Annotated in this window: 14 protein-coding genes and 1 pseudogene; 10 read left to right on the top strand and 5 right to left on the bottom strand. The window is 72.5% G+C overall.

Translation table 11 applies throughout. The features are described 5' to 3' along the window. Positions 1–67: 67 nt before the first annotated feature. Positions 68–1,693 (bottom strand): MFS transporter, encoded by a 1,626-nt coding sequence (locus OG435_RS19030; protein ID WP_266878157.1) that lies wholly within the window; start codon positions 1,691–1,693, stop codon positions 68–70. Positions 1,694–2,041: 348 nt separating this feature from the next. Here OG435_RS19030 and OG435_RS19025 point away from each other — a divergent pair, with 348 nt between their 5' ends. From OG435_RS19025 to OG435_RS19015, 3 genes and pseudogenes are all read left to right on the top strand, one after another. Beyond that, the gene (locus OG435_RS19025) at positions 2,042–2,818 is read left to right on the top strand and encodes an ABC transporter ATP-binding protein (protein WP_382756123.1); all 777 of its coding nucleotides are present in this window, start codon (positions 2,042–2,044) and stop codon (positions 2,816–2,818) included. Beyond that, on the top strand, positions 2,815–5,388 hold the full coding sequence (locus OG435_RS19020) for an ABC transporter permease (protein ID WP_266878155.1): 2,574 nt from the start codon (positions 2,815–2,817) through the stop codon (positions 5,386–5,388). The genes OG435_RS19025 and OG435_RS19020 overlap by 4 nt, the downstream gene beginning before the upstream one ends. Before the next feature lie 217 nt (positions 5,389–5,605). Beyond that, a pseudogene (locus tag OG435_RS19015) lies at positions 5,606–6,524 on the top strand (RNA-guided endonuclease InsQ/TnpB family protein). 159 nt (positions 6,525–6,683) lie between these two features. Here the strand turns inward: OG435_RS19015 and OG435_RS19005 are convergent. Next, positions 6,684–7,037, bottom strand: a complete 354-nt coding sequence (locus OG435_RS19005) for a type II toxin-antitoxin system Phd/YefM family antitoxin (protein ID WP_266878154.1) — start codon at positions 7,035–7,037, stop codon at positions 6,684–6,686. A 190-nt stretch (positions 7,038–7,227) separates the two neighbouring features. On the opposite strand from OG435_RS19005, the gene mfd reads away from it, so the two are divergent. Beyond that, positions 7,228–10,764, top strand: a complete 3,537-nt coding sequence (mfd, locus tag OG435_RS19000) for a transcription-repair coupling factor (RefSeq protein WP_266878152.1) — start codon at positions 7,228–7,230, stop codon at positions 10,762–10,764. 108 nt (positions 10,765–10,872) lie between these two features. Here mfd and OG435_RS18995 read toward each other — a convergent pair whose 3' ends face one another. Then, positions 10,873–11,034, bottom strand: coding sequence for an Rv0909 family putative TA system antitoxin (locus OG435_RS18995; protein WP_266878151.1), 162 nt, complete (start codon positions 11,032–11,034; stop codon positions 10,873–10,875). Between the two features lie 110 nt (positions 11,035–11,144). Between OG435_RS18995 and OG435_RS18990 the strand changes: the two genes are divergently transcribed. Continuing rightward, positions 11,145–11,834 carry an HNH endonuclease family protein gene (locus OG435_RS18990; RefSeq protein ID WP_266878149.1) on the top strand — a complete coding sequence of 230 codons (690 nt, stop codon included), beginning with the start codon at positions 11,145–11,147 and terminating at the stop codon, positions 11,832–11,834. 10 nt (positions 11,835–11,844) lie between these two features. On the opposite strand, the gene OG435_RS18985 is transcribed toward OG435_RS18990, so the two are convergent. Beyond that, positions 11,845–12,549: a hypothetical protein gene (locus tag OG435_RS18985; protein ID WP_266878147.1), complete on the bottom strand. Its 705-nt coding sequence runs from the start codon at positions 12,547–12,549 to the stop codon at positions 11,845–11,847. Between the two features lie 144 nt (positions 12,550–12,693). On the opposite strand from OG435_RS18985, the gene OG435_RS18980 reads away from it, so the two are divergent. The 3 genes from OG435_RS18980 (at position 12,694) to OG435_RS18970 (ending at position 17,084) form a co-directional block, all read left to right on the top strand. Then, the gene (locus tag OG435_RS18980) at positions 12,694–14,814 is read left to right on the top strand and encodes an N-6 DNA methylase (RefSeq protein ID WP_266878145.1); all 2,121 of its coding nucleotides are present in this window, start codon (positions 12,694–12,696) and stop codon (positions 14,812–14,814) included. 120 nt (positions 14,815–14,934) lie between these two features. Further along, the gene (locus OG435_RS18975) at positions 14,935–15,579 is read left to right on the top strand and encodes a hypothetical protein (protein ID WP_266878143.1); all 645 of its coding nucleotides are present in this window, start codon (positions 14,935–14,937) and stop codon (positions 15,577–15,579) included. After that, entirely contained in the window at positions 15,576–17,084 is a 1,509-nt protein-coding gene (locus OG435_RS18970) for a serine/threonine-protein kinase (protein ID WP_266878141.1), read from the top strand. The genes OG435_RS18975 and OG435_RS18970 overlap by 4 nt, the downstream gene beginning before the upstream one ends. On the opposite strand, the gene OG435_RS18965 is transcribed toward OG435_RS18970, so the two are convergent. Then, complete coding sequence (locus tag OG435_RS18965; protein ID WP_266878140.1) at positions 17,072–19,537, bottom strand: YfhO family protein; 2,466 nt, start codon at positions 19,535–19,537, stop codon at positions 17,072–17,074. The two genes, OG435_RS18970 and OG435_RS18965, sit on opposite strands and share 13 nt — an antisense overlap. Positions 19,538–19,713: 176 nt before the next feature. Between OG435_RS18965 and OG435_RS18960 the strand changes: the two genes are divergently transcribed. Both OG435_RS18960 and OG435_RS18955 read left to right on the top strand, forming a co-directional pair. Further along, positions 19,714–20,334 (top strand): SurA N-terminal domain-containing protein, encoded by a 621-nt coding sequence (locus tag OG435_RS18960; protein ID WP_266878138.1) that lies wholly within the window; start codon positions 19,714–19,716, stop codon positions 20,332–20,334. Positions 20,335–20,364: 30 nt separating this feature from the next. Next, entirely contained in the window at positions 20,365–21,363 is a 999-nt protein-coding gene (locus OG435_RS18955) for a nucleoside triphosphate pyrophosphohydrolase (RefSeq protein WP_430625653.1), read from the top strand. Positions 21,364–21,378 lie beyond the last annotated feature (15 nt).

Here is a 21,378-nt window from a genome sequence, read left to right as displayed (position 1 = left end):
CGGAAGTACGGCGTCTCCGCAGAGGGTTACCGAATCGGCCCGGGCATGACAAGTCGCCCCGGGCTCCTCAGCCCTCCCGCTGCTCCGGCAGGACCGGGAACCGCCGCGGTGCCACCAGCAGCAGCACCAGCGCCGACGCGGCCGCAGCGAGGGTCGCGCCGAGGAAGATGTGGTCCCCGGCGGCGGCCACCGCCCGGCGCAGGTACTCCGCGGCCTCGGGGGCGAGGAGGTCGGGGTGGGTCAGGGCCTTGGAGACGTCGTCCAGGTTCGAGGGGAGTCCCGCCACCGGGGCCTGAGCCAGCCGGCCGGCGATGGTGGCGTTGGCCACGGCCCCCAGCAGCGCGGCTCCGACGCTCTGGCCGACGTTGCGGCAGAACAGAACCGAGGCGGTGGTGGTTCCGCGCTCCTCCCAGCCCACCGTGGACTGGACCCCGACGATCAGCGGGAGCTGGAAGAGGCCGAGGGCCCCGCCCAGCAGCAGCATGATCAGTACGGGCTGCCAGACCGGCGGGGGGTAGGGGAGCAGGGTGAAGGCGCCGAGGACGGCGGCGGCCAGGGCGACCCCGGTGGCGGCGGTGTTGCGGAAGCCGATGCGCCGGTAGACGTGCTGGGCGAGGGCGGCGCTGATCGGCCAGCTCAGGGTCATCGCGGAGGTGACCAGACCGGCGCCGGTCGGGCCGAGGCCCAGGACGGTCTGGGCGTACGTCGGCATGAACACCATCGGGGCGACCATCAGCAGTCCGAGCCCGGCCATGGCCAGGTTCACGGCGGCGATGGTGCGCCGGCGCCACACCCAGCCGGGCAGGATGGGCTGCTCGGCCCGGCGTTCGATCCGGACGACGAGCACGCCCAGTACGACAGCGGCCGCGAACAGCCCCAGCGAGGGCGCCGACAGCCAGGGCCAGGCGACTCCGCCCTGCACCAGCGCGAAGAGCAGCAGCCCCCCGCAGGCGAAGACGGCGACGGCTCCCGCCCAGTCGACGGGGCCGGTGCGGCCGGGGGGCAGGGTGGGCTCGATCAGGTGGCGGCTGATGATCAGCAGGGCGGCGGCGGCCAGCGGCAGGTTGAGCAGGAAGATCCAGCGCCAGTCGGTGTACGTGGCGATCAGCCCGCCGAGCGCCGGGCCGGCCAGCGCCGAGGTGGCCCAGACTGCGGACATCCGGGCCTGGATGCGCGGCCGGTCCTTGAGCGGGTAGAGGTCGGCGGCCAGGGTCTGGACGGTGCCCTGCAGGGCACCGCCGCCCAGGCCCTGCAGGATCCGGAAGGCGATGAGGGCGGCCATGTTCCAGGCGGCCGCGCACAGCAGCGAGCCGAGCAGGAAGAGGCTGATGCCGAGGAGCAGGACGGGCTTGCGGCCGTAGGTGTCGGAGAGCTTGCCGTAGACGGGCAGGGTGACCGTTCCGGCCAGGACGTAGCCCGAGAAGATCCACGAGAAGACGGCGAAGCCGCCGAGGTCGCCGACGATCTGCGGGACGGCGGTGGCGACGATGGCGGCGTCGAGGGCGACGAGGCCCATGGTCAGCATCAGGGCGGCGACGACGGCCGTACGGGGCCGCCCGGGCGGGGACTCCGCCTGCGGAGCCGGGGTCCCGGACGTGGCGGAGGCTTGGCCTCCGGATCCGCCGGGGCCGCCCCCGGCTATGCCTCCGGCACTGTCGCCGGTACTCGCGCCCGTGCTCTCCCCTGAGCCCATGAAAAACCCTTCCCCCCCCGTGCGTACCTGCGAAGACACCTTCTCACTGCGGCATTACGGGGCGGTATCCCCTCAGGGCGCCTCGTCCCAACGGGCGAGATCCCCTAGGGGTTGGTCCTCACAAGGATCCAGGGACGCTTCGTCCCAGGGGAGGAGGAGGAAAGAGCGGGGGCGTCCTTAACTGGTTTCTACAGGGCGGGAGTCCGGGGGGGGGGGGGGGGGGGGTAGGGCTAGCACCCCTATGGATACGGCGATTGGCACCAGCGCGCCGCGGCACCCCCGCCCAGCAGACTTCCGATGAAGCGCATCACAGGGATCAGGACGAGGGGAAACACCGTGACAACGGCTATGACCGAAACCAGGCACGGGGGTACTGGAGGGCATGAGGCCGTCGCGGCGCGGGCACGGAAGGTCGTCAAGGCCTACGGCTCCGGCGAGACGCGGGTCGTCGCCCTCGACGCGGTGGACGTGGACATCCACCGCGGCCAGTTCACCGCGATCATGGGGCCCTCGGGCTCCGGCAAGTCCACGCTGATGCACTGCCTGGCCGGTCTGGACACGGTGACGAGCGGCCAGATCTTCCTGGACGACACCGAGATCACCGGGCTGAAGGACAAGAAGCTCACGCAGCTGCGCCGCGACCGGATCGGCTTCATCTTCCAGGCCTTCAACCTGCTGCCGACGCTCAACGCCCTGGAGAACATCACGCTCCCCATGGACATCGCCGGCCGCAAGGCCGACGCGGAGTGGCTGAACCGGGTCGTGGAGACCGTGGGCCTGGCGGGCCGCCTCAAGCACCGTCCGACCGAGCTCTCCGGCGGCCAGCAGCAGCGTGTGGCGGTTGCCCGCGCCCTGGCCTCGCGGCCCCAGATCATCTTCGGCGACGAGCCGACCGGAAACCTCGACTCCCGGGCCGGCGCGGAGGTCCTGGGCTTCCTGCGCCGTTCGGTGAACGAGCTCGGCCAGACCATCGTCATGGTCACGCACGACCCGGTCGCCGCCTCCTACGCGGACCGCGTCATCTTCCTCGCGGACGGCCGGATCGTGGACGAGATGCACACGCCCACCGCCGACCAGGTCCTGGACCGCATGAAGGACTTCGACGCGCGCGGGCGGACGTCATGACCGTCATGAAGACCGCGCGGCGCAATTTCTTCGCGCACAAGGGACGCATGGCGCTCTCCGCCGTGGCCGTCCTGCTGTCCGTCGCCTTCGTCTGCGGGACGCTGGTGTTCACGGACACCATGAACACCACCTTCGACAAGCTGTTCGCGGTCACCAACTCCAATGTCACGGTCACCCCGAAGGAGGCCGAGAGCGGCGGGGAGACCCCCGACACCGGCAAGCCGCAGGCGCTGCCCGCCTCCCTCGTCGCGCAGGTGAAGAAGGCCGAGGGCGTCAAGTCCGTCGAGGGCGGCGTCTCCTCGATGGCGGTCACCGTCGTCAACTCGAAGAACGAGAACCTCGGTTCGACCACCGGAGCTCCGACCTTCGCGGGCAACTGGACCGAGAACGAACTGAAGTCGATGAAGATCATCGAGGGGCAGGCCCCGCGAGGCCCCACCGACGTGATGATCGACAGCGACACCGCGAAGAAGCACCACCTGGGGCTGGGCGACGACATCCGCACCATCGCCGTCACCGGCGACATCCGCTCCAAGATCACCGGCATCGCCGCCTTCACTGTGACCAACCCGGGCGCGACCGTCGTCTACTTCGACACCGCCACCGCGCAGCAGAAGCTGCTCGGCGCCCCGGACACCTTCACCCACCTGAACGTCACCGCCAAGGACGGGGTGAGCGACGCGCAGCTCAAGGCGAACGTGGCCGCCGCCGTCGGCGCCGACACCTACAAGCTGCAGACCGCGAAGGAAGCCGCGGACGCCAACAAGAAGAGCATGGACTTCCTCGACATCATGAAGTGGGTGATGCTCGGCTTCGCCGCGATCGCCTTCCTCGTCGGGATCTTCCTGATCTTCAACACCTTCTCGATGCTGGTCGCCCAGCGCACCCGTGAGATCGGCCTGATGCGGGCCATCGGCGCCGACAGCGGCCAGGTGCTCAAGTCGGTGGTCATCGAGGCCCTGCTGCTCGGCGTGGTCGGCTCGGTCCTCGGCGTCGCCGCTGGCGTCGGCCTGGCCGTCGGCCTGATGCAGCTCATGAGCCAGATGGGCATGAGCCTGTCCACCGAGGACCTGACCATCGCCTGGACCACCCCGGTCACCGGGATCGTCCTCGGTGTCGTCGTCACCGTCGTCTCCGCCTTCATCCCGGCCCGCCGGGCCGGCAAGGTCTCCCCGATGGCCGCCCTGCGTGAGTCCGGCACCCCCGGCGACAAGAAGGCCGGCCGGATCCGCGCCGCCCTGGGCCTGGGCCTCACCGGCATAGGCGCCGCGGCCCTGTACCTGGCCGGCACCGCCGACGCCGCGGGCACCGGAGCGCAGTGGCTGGGGCTGGGCGTCCTGTTCACCCTCATCGGCTTCATCGTGATCGGCCCGCTCCTCGCGGGCGTCGTGGTCCGGGCCCTGTCCGCCCCGGTGCTGCGGCCCTTCGGCTCCATAGGCCGCCTCGCCGAGCGCAACGCGCTGCGCAACCCGCGCCGCACCGGCGCCACCGCCGCCGCGCTGATGATCGGCCTCGCGCTGGTCGCCTGCCTGTCGGTGGTCGGCTCCTCGATGGTGGCCTCGGCCACCGACGAGCTCGACAAGTCGGTCGGCGCGGACTTCATCGTCCAGTCCCAGACCGGGCAGCCGGTCGTACCGCAGGCCGAGGAGGCGCTGCGGGCCACGCCGGGCCTGGCGCACGTCACCGCCTACCGGGAGGTCGACGCCAAGATCACCGCCCCCGACGGCACCACCGAGTCGGACGGGATCGGGGTCCAGGACCCCACGTACGCCCAGGACGTCCGCCGCAAGACGACGGCCGGCGAGCACGCGGACGCGTACAAGCCGGGCTCGATGTCGGTGGGCTCCGAGTACGCGACCAAGCACCAGGTCAAGCTCGGTGACGAGATGACGGTCGCCTTCACGGGCGGCAAGACCGCCAAGCTCAAGGTCGCGGCGATCACCAGCGACGAGGGCAACCTCGACAAGGGCATGAAGTACGTCAGCACGGCCGTCGCCCAGGCGAACCTGCCGGCCGACAAGATGCCCCGGCCCTTCATGGTGCTGGCCACCGCGAAGGACGGCCAGGACGACGCCGCCTACGCGGCGGTCAAGTCGGCGCTGGCCGAGTACCCGCAGTACCAGGTGCTCAACCAGACGGACTACAAGCAGGCGCTGAAGGACCAGGTCGGCCAGCTGCTGAACGTGGTCTACGCCCTCCTCGCCCTCGCGATCATCGTCGCGGTCCTGGGCGTCGTGAACACCCTGGCCCTCTCGGTGGTCGAGCGGACCCGCGAGATCGGCCTGATGCGCGCCATCGGCCTCTCCCGCCGCCAGCTGCGCCGCATGATCCGCCTGGAGTCGGTGGTCATCGCCCTCTTCGGCGCCCTCCTGGGCCTCGGCCTGGGCATGGGCTGGGGCGCCACCGCCCACCAGCTCCTCGCACTGGAGGGCATGAAGATCCTCGAGATCCCGTGGCCCACCATCCTCGGCGTGTTCGCCGGCTCCGCCCTGGTCGGCCTGCTGGCCGCCCTGGTCCCGGCCTTCCGGGCGGGCCGGATGAACGTCCTGAACGCGATCGCCAGCGAGTAGTCGCCGGCCGGTCGTACGGGGGAGCCCCGGCCCCGCCTCACCCGTTCGGGTGAGGCGGGGCCGGGGTCGTTCACCGGGTTTCTCCCAGGAGGCTCCGGCCTTCAGGCCGTGGAGGAATGGGTCCTTGGGGTGGAGGCGCGGAGCGCCGGAGGTCGGTTCGCATCTGGTCTGACCTGTGCTTTCGGTTGTTGTCAGTGGGCGGGGCTAGGTTGCTGGAATGACGACGACACCGATCGTGGGGGATGCCGGGCATGCCCGATGGACCTTCCGCGTCCGTGTGTCGTCTACCGCGCTCGCCGCCCTGATGGGTGAGTGGGACCGGTGCCGGTGGATCTGGAACGAGTGCTGCGCGAAGTCGAAGCAGACGCACCTGTGGAACAAGCACCGACCCGGAGGCGCGGACAAGCAGATGTGTGGTCCGGGGCAGCTCGACAAGATGCTGACCGAGGGCCGTAAGACGAACACCTGGCTCCGTGAGGGATCCAGCGTTCCGCAGCAGAGTTGATCCGGGATTTCGGGAAGTCCCGGGCCAAGGCGCAGAAGGATATTGAGGACCGGTTGCCGGTGCGGCAGCGGGCCGGGATGCCGAAGTGGAAGAAGAAGCGGGAAGCGCTGCCGTCTCTCAACTACACCAAGCGCGGTTTCCGGTTGAGGGACGGCCGCTTGTATCTGGCGGGCGGGATCGCCCTGACGGTGGTGTGGTCGCGGCACCTTCCCACCGGCCCGTCCAGCGTGCGCGTGTATCAGGACAGTCTCGGGCACTGGTACTGCTCGTTCGTCGTCCCGACCGAAGCCCAGCCGCTCCCGCAGACGGGGGCGGTGATCGGGATCGACTGGGGTGTGAGGGAGACGGCGACCACCACCAGCGACGACCACGACCTCCGGCACGCCGAGCACGGCAGGAAGGCGGTTGCTGGGCTCGCCCGCTATCAGCGGATGATGGCGCGCCGTAAGCCGGCGAAGGGCAAGCCCGGGTCGAAGAGGTATCGGAACGAACGTATGCCTGCACCGCGTGCAGAGCGGTGTCCCCCAGGGACAAGAACTCCGCCCGCGTGATGCTGGTCCGGGCTGGTCTCAACCCGGCTAGTGCTGATCGCGGAAGACCGGGCCAGGCACTGCCTGGCCCGGCAGCGTGAGCTAGAAATCCCCGATCAGCCCTGGAGAGTGAGGAATCCCCTCCCTTCAGGGAGGGGAGGATTCAAACGCTCATGACGGGCACGTCGTAGAGCGGGATGTGCTTGTCCCGGGTGACGAGGTGAGTCCCTCCGTCTGGGCCTGGGCTACCAGTGTCCGATCTAAGGGGTCCTTGTGGTGGGCGGGCAGCCGCCCCGCCCGGATTCCGCAGCCTCGATGCCAGGGGTAGGGAGCAGTCCGAAGGCCTCGGCGAAGCCGGAATCGTCGGACATGTCGTCGAAGTCTTCGCGGAGGACGACGGGCTCGGTGACCGACCCCCGGTCGGTCCGCCGGACCTTCCCCGCGAGCGGGACGACCTTGGCCTCCGGCTCTCCGGCCTTGCTGATGATGACCTCTTTGCCGGTGGCGACGATCTCCAGGATCTTGGAGAAGTGGGTCTTCTTTTCGTGGACGGTGTACTGCCGGGCCGCTTCCCTCGTGTACTCCAGGGCACGGGACAGAGGTGGACCAGCCATCGTGCCAAGCGTCCTGAGGCCGGACCGGTCCGCGCCAGCTCCGTCACCCCCACGAGGGACCCCGATCCCACGCGCGGGTGTCGGACCCGCGTCGTAGGGTGGGAACCCCCGGCCCGTTCGACGTGTCGGGTCCTTCGCGTTGCCGCCTCGCGGGGACGTGCCGCACCTCACCGGACGGAAAGCCGCCTTCATGAGCCTGCACGGACTGCTCGACGCCGTCACCCGGGACCCCGCACTCGCCGAAGCGGTCACCGCGGCCGGGGACGGCAACCGCATGCACGTGGACCTCGTCGGCCCGGCCGCCGCGCGGCCCTTCGCCATCGCCGCACTGGCAGCCCGTACCGGGCGCACCGTGCTCGCGGTGACCGCCACCGGGCGGGAGGCGGAGGACCTGGCCGCGGCCCTGCGCTCGATGCTCAACCCGGACGAGGTGGCGGAGTACCCCTCCTGGGAGACGCTGCCGCACGAACGGCTGAGCCCGCGCAGCGACACCGTGGGCCGCCGGATCGCCGTACTGCGCCGCCTCGCGCACCCGAGCAAGGACGACCCCGCGGCCGGCCCGGTCTCCGTGGTCGTCGCGCCGATCCGTTCCGTGCTCCAGCCGCAGGTCAAGGGGCTCGGGGACCTGGTCCCGGTGAGCCTGCGCCAGGGCGAGAGCGTGGACCTCGGCGCGGTGACGCAGGCACTGGCCGCAGCCGCGTACGCCCGCGTGGAGCTCGTCGAGAAGCGCGGCGAGTTCGCGGTGCGCGGCGGCATCCTCGACGTGTTCCCGCCGACCGAGGAGCACCCGCTGCGCGTGGAGTTCTGGGGCGACGAGGTCGAGGAGATCCGCTACTTCAAGGTCGCCGACCAGCGTTCCCTGGAGATCGCCGAGCACGGCCTGTGGGCCCCGCCCTGCCGGGAACTGCTGCTCACCGACGAGGTGCGCGAGCGCGCCGCGGCCCTCGCCGAGCTCCACCCCGAGCTGGGCGAACTGCTCCACAAGATCGCCGAAGGGATCGCCGTCGAGGGCATGGAGTCCCTGGCCCCGGTCCTGGTCGACGACATGGAGCTGCTGATCGACGTACTGCCCGCCGGCGCCATGGCCGTCGTGTGCGACCCGGAGCGGGTGCGGACGCGGGCCTCGGACCTGGTGGCCACCTCGCAGGAGTTCCTGATGGCCTCCTGGGCCGCCACCGCCGGTGGTGGCGAGGCCCCCATCGACGTGGGCGCCGCCTCGCTCCGCGGGATCGCCGACGTACGGGAGCACGCGCGCGAGCTCGGCATGATGTGGTGGTCGGTGTCCCCGTTCGCCGCCGACGAGGCGGAGCTGACCGGCGGAGACACGCTCAAGCTCGGCATGCACGCCCCCGAGGCCTACCGCGGCGACACCGCCCGCGCGCTCGCCGACACCAAGGCCTGGCTCGCCGACGGCTGGCGCACGGTCTACCTCACCGAGGGCCACGGCCCGGCCGCCCGTACCGTCGAGGTGCTCGGCGGCGAGGGCATCGCGGCCCGCCTGGAGGCGGACGTCGCCGTCCTGGAGCCCTCGCTGGTCCACGTCTCGTGCGGCTCCCTCGACAACGGCTTCGTCGACCCGGTCCTGAAGCTCGCCGTCCTGACCGAGACCGACCTGACCGGCCAGCGCACCGCCACCAAGGACCTCGGCCGGATGCCGACCCGGCGCCGCAAGACGATCGACCCGCTCACGCTGGAGGTCGGCGACTACATCGTCCACGAGCAGCACGGCGTCGGCCGCTACATCGAGATGGTGCAGCGCACCGTGCAGGGCGCCACCCGCGAGTACCTGCTCGTCGAGTACGCGCCGGCCAAGCGCGGCCAGCCCGGCGACCGCCTCTACATCCCCACCGACCAGCTGGAGCAGGTCACCAAGTACGTCGGCGGCGAGGCCCCGACCCTGCACCGGCTCGGCGGCGCCGACTGGACCAAGACCAAGGCGCGCGCGAAGAAGGCGGTCAAGGAGATCGCCGCCGACCTCATCAAGCTCTACAGCGCCCGCATGGCGGCCCCCGGCCACACCTTCGGCCCCGACACCCCCTGGCAGCGCGAGCTGGAGGACGCCTTCCCGTACGCGGAGACCCCCGACCAGCTCACCACCATCGCCGAGGTCAAGGAGGACATGGAGAAGTCGGTCCCCATGGACCGCCTCATCTGCGGTGACGTGGGCTACGGAAAGACCGAGATCGCGGTCCGCGCCGCGTTCAAGGCGGTCCAGGACGGCAAACAGGTCGCCGTCCTCGTCCCGACCACGCTGCTGGTGCAGCAGCACTTCGGCACCTTCTCCGAGCGGTACGCGCAGTTCCCGGTCAAGGTGAAGGCGCTGTCGCGCTTCCAGAGCGACAGCGAGTCCAAGGCGACGCTGGAGGGCCTGAAGGAGGGCTCCGTCGACATCGTCATCGGCACGCACCGGCTGTTCTCCCAGGAGACCAAGTTCAAGGACCTGGGCCTGGTCATCGTCGACGAGGAGCAGCGGTTCGGCGTCGAGCACAAGGAGCAGCTGAAGAAGCTGCGGGCCAACGTCGACGTGCTGACCATGTCCGCGACCCCCATCCCGCGCACCCTGGAGATGGCGGTGACCGGCATCCGCGAGATGTCCACGATCACCACCCCGCCCGAGGAGCGCCACCCGGTCCTGACCTTCGTCGGCCCCTACGAGGAGAAGCAGATCGGCGCCGCGATCCGCCGCGAGCTGCTCCGCGAGGGCCAGTGCTTCTACATCCACAACCGGGTCGAGTCCATCGACCGGGCGGCCGCCAAGCTCCGCGAGATCGTGCCCGAGGCGCGCATCGCGACGGCGCACGGCCAGATGTCCGAACAGGCCCTGGAACAGGTCGTGGTGGACTTCTGGGAGAAGAAGTTCGACGTCCTGGTCTCCACGACGATCGTCGAATCCGGCATCGACATCTCCAACGCCAACACCCTCATCGTCGAGCGCGGCGACAACTTCGGCCTCTCCCAGCTGCACCAGCTGCGCGGCCGCGTGGGCCGTGGCCGCGAGCGCGGGTACGCGTACTTCCTGTACCCGCCGGAGAAGCCGCTGACCGAGACCGCGCACGAGCGGCTCGCGACGATCGCCCAGCACACCGAGATGGGCGCTGGCATGTACGTGGCGATGAAGGACCTGGAGATCCGCGGCGCGGGCAACCTGCTCGGCGGCGAGCAGTCCGGCCACATCGCGGGCGTCGGCTTCGACCTCTACATCCGGATGGTCGGCGAGGCCGTGGCCGACTACCGGTCGGCCGTCGACGGAGCGGTCGAGGAGGAGCCGCCGCTGGAGGTCAAGATCGAGCTGCCGGTCGACGCGCACGTCCCGCACGACTACGCGCCGGGCGAGCGGCTGCGCCTCCAGGCGTACCGGTCCATCGCGGCGGCCAACTCCGAAGAGGACGTCAAGGCGGTCCGCGAGGAACTCACCGACCGCTACGGCAAGCTGCCGGAGCCGGTGGAGAACCTGCTGCTGGTGGCCGGACTGCGGATGCTCGCCCGCGCCTGCGGGGTCGGTGACATCACCCTCCAGGGACCCAACATCCGCTTCGGGCCGGTGGAGTTGCGCGAGTCGCAGGAGCTGCGGCTGAAGCGGCTCTACCCCGGCTCGGTGATCAAGCCGACCGCCTCGCAGGTGCTGGTGCCGCGGCCGAAGACCGCCCGGGTGGGTGGGAAGCCGCTGGTCGGACGGGAACTGCTCGGCTGGACCGGGGAGTTCCTCGCCACGATCCTCGGCTCGTAGGGCGGTGCGTCCGTAGGCGCTGGTGAGCGCGGCGCTCGTGGACACGGCGACGGCCGCGGACGGGGACCTTCCGGTCCCCGTCCGCGGCCGTTCGCGTTCCCGAGGGGGCTACTTCTTCGGGTCGTCGTCGATGCCGAGCTTCTGTTCCATCTGCTGCTGGGCCTTGTCGACTTGGTCGGCGTACTTGTTGCCGGTCTTCTCGTTGACCTCTTGTTCGAGGTTGTCGGAGATGTCCTTGCCCTTGGCCTTGAACCTGTCGAAAATCCCCATGCTCGGGCTCCTTCCCTAATCCCTTCTGCGACGCTACGCCCGTTTGGGGTGGTTCGCTCGTTGGAGGGTCGGAACATCCCGTAATCGGATGGAGTTTATGATCTTGTCCTATGCGCTCCCGCCTGCTGCTTCCCGTCCTCCTGCTCGCCCCGGCCCTCGCGGCCTCCGGCTGCGCCGAAGTGGACGCCCCCCTCCCGGCCAACGGGCCGGTGGCCCTGACCTCGGTGGACGGGCTCGCGGTCAAGGGGCGGGCGCCGAAGACGGGGTACGCGCGCGAGCGGTTCGGCAAGGGCTGGCTGGACACGGACGGCAGCGGCTGCGGGACCCGCGAGGACATCCTCAAGCGGGACCTGGCCCGGACCACCTTCAAGGACGGCTGCAAGGTGCTGACCGGGGTGCTGGAGAAGGACCCCTATACCGGCGCCCGCATCACGCACGAGCGGGGCCGCCCCGGCGTGGACATCGACCACGTCGTCGCCCTCTCCGACGCCTGGCAGAAGGGGGCCGACGGCTGGGACAAGGGCAAGCGGATCGCCTTCGCCAACGATCCGCTGAACCTCCTGGCGGTCGACGCCGCGGCCAACCGCGAGAAGGGGGACGGTGACGCGGCCACCTGGCTCCCGCCCGACCGCGGGTACCGCTGCCGCTACGTCGCCGCCCAGATCGCGGTCAAGCGGAAGTACGGGCTGTGGGTCACGGCCGGCGAGCGTGACGCGATGAAGCGCGTGCTGGCCGGCTGCCCGGGGGAGCGGCTGCCGACCGGGGGCAATCCCACCCGCCCGCCGGAGCGGCTGCGCTGAACCGCCCCCGTCAGGCCTTCTTCCAGTCCTGGCAGTCGACGGTCTTGAAGAAGCCGTCCTTGGCCGCGATCGTCACGACGGCCTGGCCCTCGGGGTTCTCGTTGGCGATGATCGTGTCGAGGCTGCCGGTCGCGTCCTTGGTGCGCTCCCAGTAGCAGCCGCTGCCGTCCTCGGTGGAGCCGGCGGACTTGTAGGTGCCCGGGGCGATGTCGACGCCGACCTTGAGCATGCCGCCCTTGCCGGAGATCTCGGCCTTCGGGGTGCCCGTGGCCTGCGGGTCCACGAGCTCCCAGCCCTTGCAGCCCTCGGTCTTGAAGATCTTGTCGGTGGCGGCTATGGCCACGTACGAGAGGCCCACGACGTTGTCGTTGTCGATGATCGACTCCGGCTCGGCCTTGGAGTCCTTGGCGCGCTCCCAGTAGCAGTTGGCGTCGGCCTTGTTGCCCGCCGAGCGGTAGAGGCCGGGCTGGACGTCGGAGCCGACCTGGAAGGTGCCGCTGCCCTTGACGGCCGACTTCGCCCTGCCCGCGTCGGCGGCCGGGGCGCTGCTCTTCGCCGCCGGCTTCGAGGCTGCCGGGTCGGCGCCCTCGTCGGCGGCGGTGTCGCCGCCGCCGCATGCGCTGAGCGTCACGAGGGCGACGGCCGCGCCGCAGCCCGCCAGGACCTTGTTGCGGGTGGTGCGGGCGATCCAACCGGTGCGCATGGTCTGGGACATGTGTGTGGCTCCTGCCTGATCTGACGGCCTGTTCGGTGAGATCATCACAGCAGAGCCTGTGAACCGAGTCAACGAGTTTCTGGGAGATTGTTAAATTCACACTGTGAATGGGTCTCTCCTCTTTGCAGCGGTATGCTCGCGCACATGCCGGAGCAGAAGCCCCCCACCGAGGCCCCAGCCGCCCCCCACGCGCCCGCCCCCGAAGCCCCCGCCGAAGTCACCGCCGCCGAGATCGCCCGCCTCGCGGGAGTCGGCCGCGCCGCCGTGAGCAACTGGCGCCGCCGGCATGCCGACTTCCCCCGCCCCGTCGGCGGCACCGAGACCAGCCCCTCCTTCGCACTGGCCGAGGTCACCGACTGGCTCAGGGCCCAGGGCAAGCTGGCCGAGGTCCCGCTGCGCGAGCGCGTCTGGCAGTACGTGGCCGCGTACCCCGGCGGCTCCGTGGCCGCGCTCGTCAGAGCCGGGAGCGCGCTGCTCCTCGTACGCGACCGGCCCAGGAAGTGGCTGGAGGCCGCGGCCGTCTCCGACGAGCGGATGGCCACCCTGCTGGCGCCCGCCCTCGACCGGGTGCTCGCCCTGCGGTTCGGGCCCGTGCACCCGCTCGGGACCACCGCCCCACCGGCGCCCGCCGCGGTGCCCTTCCTGCGGGCCGCCGCCGAACTCGCCGCCGAACTCGGCACCAAGGGGGCCTTCGAGTTCCTGCTCGGCCGCCACCTCGAGGTCAACCCCCGTCAGTACACGCTCACTCCGGACGGGCTCGCCACCCTCATGGCCGCCCTCGCCGGGCCGTCCCCCCAGACCGTCCTGGACCCCGCCTGCGGCACCGGCACCCTGCTGCGGGCCGTTCCCGGGGCCACCACCCGCTACGCGCAGGACAGTTCGCCCGAGCTCGCCGCGCTGGCCGCCCTGCGCCTCGCCCTCCAGTCGGACGCCCCGGTCCGCGCGGCCGCCGCCGACAGCCTGCGCGCCGACGCCTTCGCGCGCCCCGCCGCCGAACCGGTCGACGCCGTGCTCTGCCACCCGCCGTTCAACGAACGCAACTGGGGCCACGAGGAGCTGTCCTACGACCCGCGCTGGGAGTACGGACTGCCGGCCCGCGCCGAATCCGAACTCGCCTGGGTCCAGCACGCCCTGGCCCACCTGCGCGAGGGCGGCACCGCCGTCCTGCTCATGCCGCCCGCCGCCGCCGCCCGCCGCTCGGGCCGCCGCATCCGCGCCGACCTGCTGCGCCGGGGCGCGCTGCGGGCCGTCGTGGCCCTCCCGGCCGGCGCCGCGCCCCCGTACGGGATCCCGCTGCACCTGTGGGTGCTGCGCAGGCCCGCCCCGCACGCGGCGCCCCCCTCCGGGCTGCTCCTCGTGGACACCGCCGCACTCGCCGACGGTCCCGGAGCGGGTACCGGGCGGTCCGGGTGGGCCGCCGTGCACAGCGCGGTGGAGGAGGCCTGGACGGCGTACGAGCGCGGCGGCACGGCCCCGGACGCGGCGGACATCCCGGGCGTGCGCCGCGTCGTGCCCGTCGTGGAGCTGCTCGACGACGATGTCGACCTGACCCCGGCCCGCCACCTGCCGCCGCCCGCCGCGGGCGGAGGCGTGGCCGAGCTGACCGCCGTACGGGACCGGCTGGACTCGACGCTGACCCGCGCGGCCCGGCTCACCCCGCCGGCCCCGCCCGCCGCCTCCCCGGAGAGGCCCGCCACCGCGCCGGCCAGGCTGCCGCTGACCACCGTCGGCGAACTCGCCCGCGCGGGAGCCCTGCTGCTGTACACGGGCACCGGCAGCGGGGCGGGCCGCTTCCCCGTCCTGACCGAGCACGACGTGAGTGCCGGCACCGGCCCGTCCGGCACCCTGGCCGACGCCGCGGAGGAGCCGCTGCTGACCGCGCCCGGTGACGTGGTCGTCCCCCTCACCGGAGGCGCCCGTGTGGCCCGCGTGGTCGACGCGGCCACCGCCGGGGCGGCGCTCGGCCGGGGCCTGCAGCTGCTGCGGCCCGATCCGGCCGCACTGGACCCCTGGTTCCTGGCGGGCTTCCTGCGCGCCACCGCCAACAACCGGCGCGCCAGCAGCCACGCCTCCACCACGACCCGGCTCGACGTGCGCCGCCTCGAACTGCCCCGGCTGCCGCGGACCGAGCAGGAGGTCTACGGGGCGCGGTTCCGGGCGCTGGCCGAGTTCGAGGACGCCCTGAGGCTGGCCGCCCGGCTCGGGGAGCAGCTCGTACAGGGGCTGTACGACGGGCTGTCGGACGGCACGGTCCGGCCGGAATGACGGCCTAGGCCGCGACCGTACAACGGTTGAGCGCATCCCCTCACTCCCGGCCGGGAACGCTGTATACGCTCTGACCCGGAATCCTCCACCTTTTCTCCGCACGGCCCGTCAGGAGCAGCGATGCACGGCCCCGGCATTCCGCCGCCCCACGGTCACCAGCCCAGCACCGGGGGCGTGGTGGCGCTCCGCGTGCTGTTCGCGCTGCTGCCCATCCTGAGCTGCGGGTTCCTCGCCTGGGGGACGATGCTGCGGCTCGCGCTGGTCACCCGTAAGACCCGGGACTGGTGGCTGATGGGAGGCTCCGTCGCGGCCCTCGTCGTCTCGCTCGCGCTGATCGGCGCGGACCCGACCCCCGACACCAGCGGCTGGCAGGGCAACGCGGGGGCCTTCGGCATCCTCCTGACCGGCCTCGTGGTGTGCATCTACTACCTGGTCGCCGAGATCCGGCACTTCGAGGCGCTCAAGGCCGGGCCCGGGGCGGCCGGCTGGTACCCGCCGCCCGCCTCCTCGTACGTGCCGCCCCAGCAGCAGACCCGGCCCGCCTACGGCTACCCGCCGGTGGCCCAGACCGGCCCGCAGCAGCACCACCACCAGCAGCCCCCGCAGCAGCACCAGCCCCAGCAGCCCGCCCCGCAGCAGACCCACGAGTCCGGGACCGCCCCGACGCCGCCCCCGCGCATCGGGCAGGTCCGCGCCGAACTCGACGAGCTCAGCGAGCTCCTGCGCCGCCAGCAGCCGCCCCGCGACGAGGACCCCCGCCCGTGACGGACCGGCTCATCGGCGACCGCTACCAGCTCGCCACCATCCTCGGCCAGGGCGGCATGGGCCAGGTCTGGACGGCGTACGACCGGCGCCTGGACCGCCGGGTCGCGGTCAAACTGCTGCGCCCCGACAAGGTGGCGGGCCCCGGCTCCGTGGCCGAGGAACTGCGCCGCCGCTTCGTGCGCGAATGCCGGGTCACGGCCCAGGTCGACCACCCCGGGCTGGTCACCGTGCACGACGCGGGCAGCGACGGCGACGAGCTGTACCTCGTCATGCAGTACGTGGAGGGCGCCGACCTCGCTGACCACCTCGCCGAGCACGACCCCTATCCGTGGCCGTGGGCGGTCTCGGTGATCGCGCAGCTGTGCTCGGTGCTGTCGGCCGTGCACGCGGTGCCGATCGTCCACCGGGACCTGAAGCCGCGCAACGTCATGGTCCGCCCCGACGGGACCGTCCTGGTCCTGGACCTCGGCGTCGCCTCCGTGATGGACACCGACACCACCCGCCTCACCAGCACCGGTTCGCCCATCGGCAGCCCCGCGTACATGGCCCCCGAGCAGGCCATGGGCGGAGCCGTGGGCCCGCACACCGACCTCTACGCGCTCGGCGTGGTCCTGTACGAGCTGCTGTCCGGCAACGTCCCCTTCGCCGGCTCCACGGCGCTCGGGGTGCTCCACCGCCACCTGTACGAACCCCCGCTGCCGGTCCGCCAGTTGCGCCCCGAGGTCCCGCAGCAGCTGGAAGCCCTGCTGCTGAAGCTGCTGGCCAAGGACCCGCAGGACCGGCCCGCCTCCGCGCAGGCGGTGTACGCGGCCCTCGCTCCGCTGCTGCCCCACCACGGCTCGGGCGCCCCGACCGGCCCCCTCGACCCGACCCGCCCCTTCCTGCGCCCGCAGGCCCCCTGGCCCGACCGCGCCACCGTGATCCCGCCCCGGCCCGCCACCCCGCCCCAGCCGCCGAGGCCGGACGTCCCGGCGGCCGTGGAGGAGGCCAAGAAGCTCCTCGACCAGGGCAGGCTCACCCAGGCCGTGGACATCCTCGGCGGGATCCTCCCGGCGGCGGCCGAGCAGCACGGCGCGCACTCACCGGTGGTCCGCTCCCTGCGCAAGCAGTACGCGGCCACCCTGATGGATGACGGCCAGTACCGCCGCGCCCTGCCCGAACTGCGGCGGCTCGCGGAGGAGTTCCCGGCCGGCGACCCGCAGTCCCTGCGCTTCCGCTACGACGCGGCCCAGTGCCTGGAGCAGCTCGGCGAACCGGCGGCCGCCCTCGCCGAGTACCGGGCGCTGCTGCCGCTCTTCGAGAACCACTACGCGAACCCGGACCCGGGACTCCCGCTGGAGGTCCGCCGCCGGATAGCGCACCTGCTGCTCTCCCTCGGCGACCGCCCGGCGGCCCACGACACCCTGGCCCGCCTCCTCTTCGACGCGGAACGCCTGCACGGCCCGAACCACCCCTTCACCGAGGAGGTCCGCCGCACCCTGCTCTGGCTGGGTCAGGTCCGCTGACGCTCGGGCCGGGGCAGGTCCGCCGGCGCCGCGGGCCTCGGCAGGTCCGCCGGCGCTCCGGCCGGGTCGGGCCGCCGAAGCCGACGCCGGAGCCGCCCGCCCGCCGCGAGCGGCCCGGGCCGCCCGGGCAGTCCCAGCAGGGCCGCCAGGACCACCAGGGCCACCCCCGCGGCCACCGCGCCCGGGACCAGGCCCGGGGGGCGGAAGGTACAGGTGAGGCTGGTGGTGCGCCCGTCCAGCGGGATCGCGACCAGGCCCAGCCGGGCGGCGGCCGGGCGTCCGTTGCAGGTCCAGCCCGCGATCGCGGGGACGGAGAGCACCGCCGTGCCTGTGCTGCCCGGCGGGAGCTCCGCCCGGACGCCCGAGGAGCCGACCCGTACGGACACCGCGGCCGTGGCGCGCAGCCGGGCCACGGCCGCGGTCAGCAGGGAGCGGTCCAGGCAGGACAGCTGCCAGTGCGCGGGAGCCGCGGCCTCGAAGACCAGCTTCGAGGCCGGGCCGTGCGAGGGCCCCATGGGCTGCAGGGCCGCCCTGTTGCGCGGCGGGTTGGCGTTCAGCCGGAAGGCCGCCCCGTCCGCGAGGCGGGCCGTCCCGTTGTGCTCCGGGGCCCACAGGAAGGCCTCGGTCCCCGTCCGGCAGACCCCGGGGGAGAGCGGATCCTCGTACACCCGCGCGCCCAGCAGCAGCTCCTGGTTGGCGAAGGGCGAGGCCCCGTACGCCGGTTCCGGGCCCTGCGGGCGGACGGTGACCAGCGGCGGGACCTCGGCCCGCGCGACCGTGCCGTCCGGCCGCAGCCGGGCGCCGACGGAGAACACGGCGTCCGTCACCGGGTTGTCGAGGCTCTGTACGTTGCGGCCGCGCGAGGTCCAGCCCGCCCCGAGGGCCACCATGGTCCGCGTGAACAGGTCCGGGGTGTGGCTGCTGTAGTACGCGCCGCCCTCCCCGCCCAGCAGCATCGGGTCGTTGCCGGTCAGCGCGGGCCGCCCGGCGTCCGTGCGGTACGCGGGCCAGCCCTCGGCGCCCGCCAGGGCGTCGGCCCGCGCGGTGTGCGCCGCGCCCCACACCGGGTAGTCGTCCAGGCCCGCCAGCTTGCCCCGGTGCCCCTGGGCGGTGGTCGCCGCCGCCTGGGCCAGCAGGACCAGCGCCAGCACGGCCACCGCCGGCAGGACCAGGCGCCGGTGGCGCAGCGCCCACCAGGCGGCCCCCGCCAGGACCAGGCCGCCGCCGAAGAGGGCGAGCCCCCACGAGGTCGCCAGCCGGCTCCCGGTCGCCGCGAGCAGTACGGCCGTCAGCACCCCGGCCCCGCCCGCCAGCGCCCACGGCCGGGGCGGGCCGGCCGAGAGCCCCGCCCAGGCGGCCATCACCACGATCCCGGCCAGCACGAAGGTCTGCCGGTACGGGCTGCCGTTGGGCGTCGCGAAGAGGTGCCAGGCCAGGTGCGTCGGCACCCACTGGAAGGACAGCAGGACCAGCAGGACGAGCCCCGTCCACACCAGCCGCTCCCGCCCGGCCACGGCACGGTGGAAGGGCAGGGCCGCCGCGAGCAGCAGGGTCCCGGTGCCGATGAACAGGGCGGGGGAGGAGAAGGAGTAGGTGGCGGGCAGCAGCCGGGCCAGCAGGTCCTCGGTCGACGTCGGCACGAAGGGCTTGAACCACCCGGGGTAGGCCTGCTTCGAGCTGAGGAAGAGGGGCACGAGCACCGGAGCCGACAGGGCGACGCCGAGCGTGGTGGTCAGCGCCGCCCGCGCGAGGACCCGTAGCCGATCGGCCACGCCCTCCCGGGTGAGGAGCAGCCGCACCAGCAGCACCAGGACCGCGCCCAGCGTGGCCATGTAGGCGGTGTAGAAGTTCGCCGTCCAGCAGAGCGCCACCACCACGACGGCCACGGCGGGGCGGCGCGAGCGCAGCGCCCACTCACCCGTCAGACACAGGAGCGGAAAGGCGATCAGCCCGTCCATCCACATCGGGTTGTACGAGGCCTCGATCACCGACCAGCCGCACAGCGCGTACGAGGCCCCGAGCAGCCCCGCCGCCCACGCCGGGCCGCGCCGCTGCGTGCGCAGCAGCCAGGCCATCGCCGCCGCGGCGGCCGCCGTCTTGGGCAGGGTGACCACGTACACCGCGAGGTCGATGTCCTGGCGCGGGAACAGCCCCACCAGGACCGCGAACGGGCTGGTCAGGTAGGTCCCGAAGTCGGGCAGGAAGCTGGTCCCGTACCCGGACTGCCAGTTCAGCAGCAGTCCGCCCGCGGCGCGCCCGTGCAGCAGGTCCCACAGGTGCGCGTGGAACGGCACGAACTGATTGCCGAGGTCGTTGATGCTGCGGTGGCGCGGCCCGTACGGGAAGACGCGCGCCACGGCGTCCCCGGCACTCACGGCCACCACCGTGACCAGGGCGGCGAGCGCCGAGCCGAGCAGGGAGGGGCGGCGCGGGGAGCGGTGCGGTGTCGACATGGTGGGGCGACCGTGGCACTCCCGGTGGGCCGAAGGATGGCCGTAGGGGGACGCGAACCCCAACACCCCCGGAATCGTTGGTCGAACCAGTGGCTCTGATCACCTCGACTGCATAACATCGATCACCGCACGGCCCTTGTGCACCGAAGCACAATCTCCCGGCCCTGGAGGCTCCTTTGCACCGTCGCACAGCGCTCTCCGTTTCCGCCGCCCTGCTCCTGGCGGCCCCTCTGCTGTCCGCGTGCTCGGGCGAAGCCCGCCCCGGCACCGCGGCCGTGATCGGCGGCGAACGGATCACCACCTCCGCGCTCCAGGCCCAGGTGAACGACGTCCGCACCGCACAGAACAGCTCCGAACATGCGGCCGAGCTCATCGCGGCCGTCCCGCAGCTCGACCGGGTCAAGCTCAGCACGATGCTGCAGAGCCGGATCATCGACCGGATGGCGAAGGACGCCGGGATCTCCGTCACCCCCAAGGAGCTCCAGGACGCCCGCAAGGCCTACGACGAGGGCAACCGCGGGGCCGCGGCCTTCGAGGAGGCGATCTTGCAGAAGGCCGCCGTCGCCCCCGACCAGATCGAGCGCTGGGTCCGTGACCAGGTGCTCTTCGAGAAGCTGAACGCCAAGTACGGCGAGGGCAAGCTCGCCGAGCCCGCCGCGAAGGCCGCGGCCCAGCTCGGCATCGAGGTCAACCCGCGCTACGGCGTCTGGGACCCCCAGCGGGTCACCCTCGGCGAGCACTCCACCCCGTGGATCACCCAGGTCACCCGGCCGGAGCAGCCCCCCACCGGCGCCTAGGCCGCCTCCCGGGGGAGGTAGGTTCGGAGGGTGACTGACGACGTGTCCTCCGAGCCCACCGGCCGCATCGTGCTGCTGACCACGAGCCACCGGGTGGCCCCCGGCATGCTGTCCTGGCCGGCCTGGCAGACCCTGCACGCCGCGCACCGGGTGCTGTGCGCCGACCCAGGCCACGTCCAGCTCCCCTACCTCCGCGAGGCGGGCGTCGAGGTGACGCTGGAGAGCCCCGACGCCCAGGCACTGATCGAGGAGTGCGCCGGCGGGCACACGGTCGTCGTCCTGCTCAGCGGGGAGGGCGACCGGCGGCTCACCGACGGGCTGGCCCGCTTCGCCGGCTCGGGCCGGGTCGCCGTACCGGACCTGGAGCTGCTGCCGGGCTCGTACGATCTGCCCGGCGCACGCCTGCTCGACCTCGTCCAGGTCATGGACCGGGTCCGGCGCGAATGCCCCTGGACCTCGGAGCAGACCCACGAGGGGCTGGCGAAGTACGCCATCGAAGAGGCCTACGAGCTGGTCGAGGCCATCGAGGCCGGGGACCGCGAGGAACTGCGCGAGGAGCTCGGGGACGTCCTGCTCCAGGTGGTCTTCCACGCGCGCATCGCGGAGGAGGGCGTCCCCGGTGAAGAGGGGGAGGAGGGCGAGCCGTTCTCCATCGACGACGTGGCCGGGGCCCTCGTCGAGAAGCTGATCCACCGGCACCCGCACGTCTTCGGCGACGCGACGGCACAGACCCCGGAGGACGTGCACGCGCACTGGCAGCGCACCAAGCAGGAGGAGAAGCAGCGGGAGTCGGTGACCGACGGGATCCCGCTCGGCCAGCCCGGTCTCGCGCTCGCGGCCAAGCTGGCGGGCCGCGCCCGAGCGGGGGCGGTGCCCGTGGAACTGCCCCGCGGAGAGGGCGTCGGGTACGAGCTGCTGGAACTGGCGGCGCAGGCCGAGGCGGCGGGGACCGACCCGGAGACCGCGCTGCGCGCGGCGGCCCGGACCTACCGGGACGCGATCCGTGCGGCCGAGGGTGTCGGCGGATAACCCTCAGCGGCGGAG

The organism is Streptomyces sp. NBC_01264 (assembly GCF_026340675.1).
GTDB lineage: Bacteria > Actinomycetota > Actinomycetes > Streptomycetales > Streptomycetaceae > Streptomyces.
This window is presented reverse-complemented; position numbering and strand designations above follow the sequence as displayed.

Excerpts from the sequence above, each read along its gene's own strand:
- mfd (WP_266878152.1), top strand. The coding sequence starts at position 7,228 with ATGAGCCTGCACGGACTGCTCGACGCCGTCACCCGGGACCCCGCACTC.
- OG435_RS19020 (WP_266878155.1), top strand. The coding sequence starts at position 2,815 with ATGACCGTCATGAAGACCGCGCGGCGCAATTTCTTCGCGCACAAGGGA.
- OG435_RS18995 (WP_266878151.1), bottom strand. The coding sequence starts at position 11,034 with ATGGGGATTTTCGACAGGTTCAAGGCCAAGGGCAAGGACATCTCCGAC.
- OG435_RS18985 (WP_266878147.1), bottom strand. The coding sequence starts at position 12,549 with ATGTCCCAGACCATGCGCACCGGTTGGATCGCCCGCACCACCCGCAAC.
- OG435_RS19025 (WP_382756123.1), top strand. The coding sequence starts at position 2,042 with ATGACCGAAACCAGGCACGGGGGTACTGGAGGGCATGAGGCCGTCGCG.
- OG435_RS18990 (WP_266878149.1), top strand. The coding sequence starts at position 11,145 with ATGCGCTCCCGCCTGCTGCTTCCCGTCCTCCTGCTCGCCCCGGCCCTC.
- OG435_RS19030 (WP_266878157.1), bottom strand. The coding sequence starts at position 1,693 with ATGGGCTCAGGGGAGAGCACGGGCGCGAGTACCGGCGACAGTGCCGGA.
- OG435_RS18980 (WP_266878145.1), top strand. The coding sequence starts at position 12,694 with ATGCCGGAGCAGAAGCCCCCCACCGAGGCCCCAGCCGCCCCCCACGCG.
- OG435_RS18975 (WP_266878143.1), top strand. The coding sequence starts at position 14,935 with ATGCACGGCCCCGGCATTCCGCCGCCCCACGGTCACCAGCCCAGCACC.
- OG435_RS18965 (WP_266878140.1), bottom strand. The coding sequence starts at position 19,537 with ATGTCGACACCGCACCGCTCCCCGCGCCGCCCCTCCCTGCTCGGCTCG.
- OG435_RS19005 (WP_266878154.1), bottom strand. The coding sequence starts at position 7,037 with ATGGCTGGTCCACCTCTGTCCCGTGCCCTGGAGTACACGAGGGAAGCG.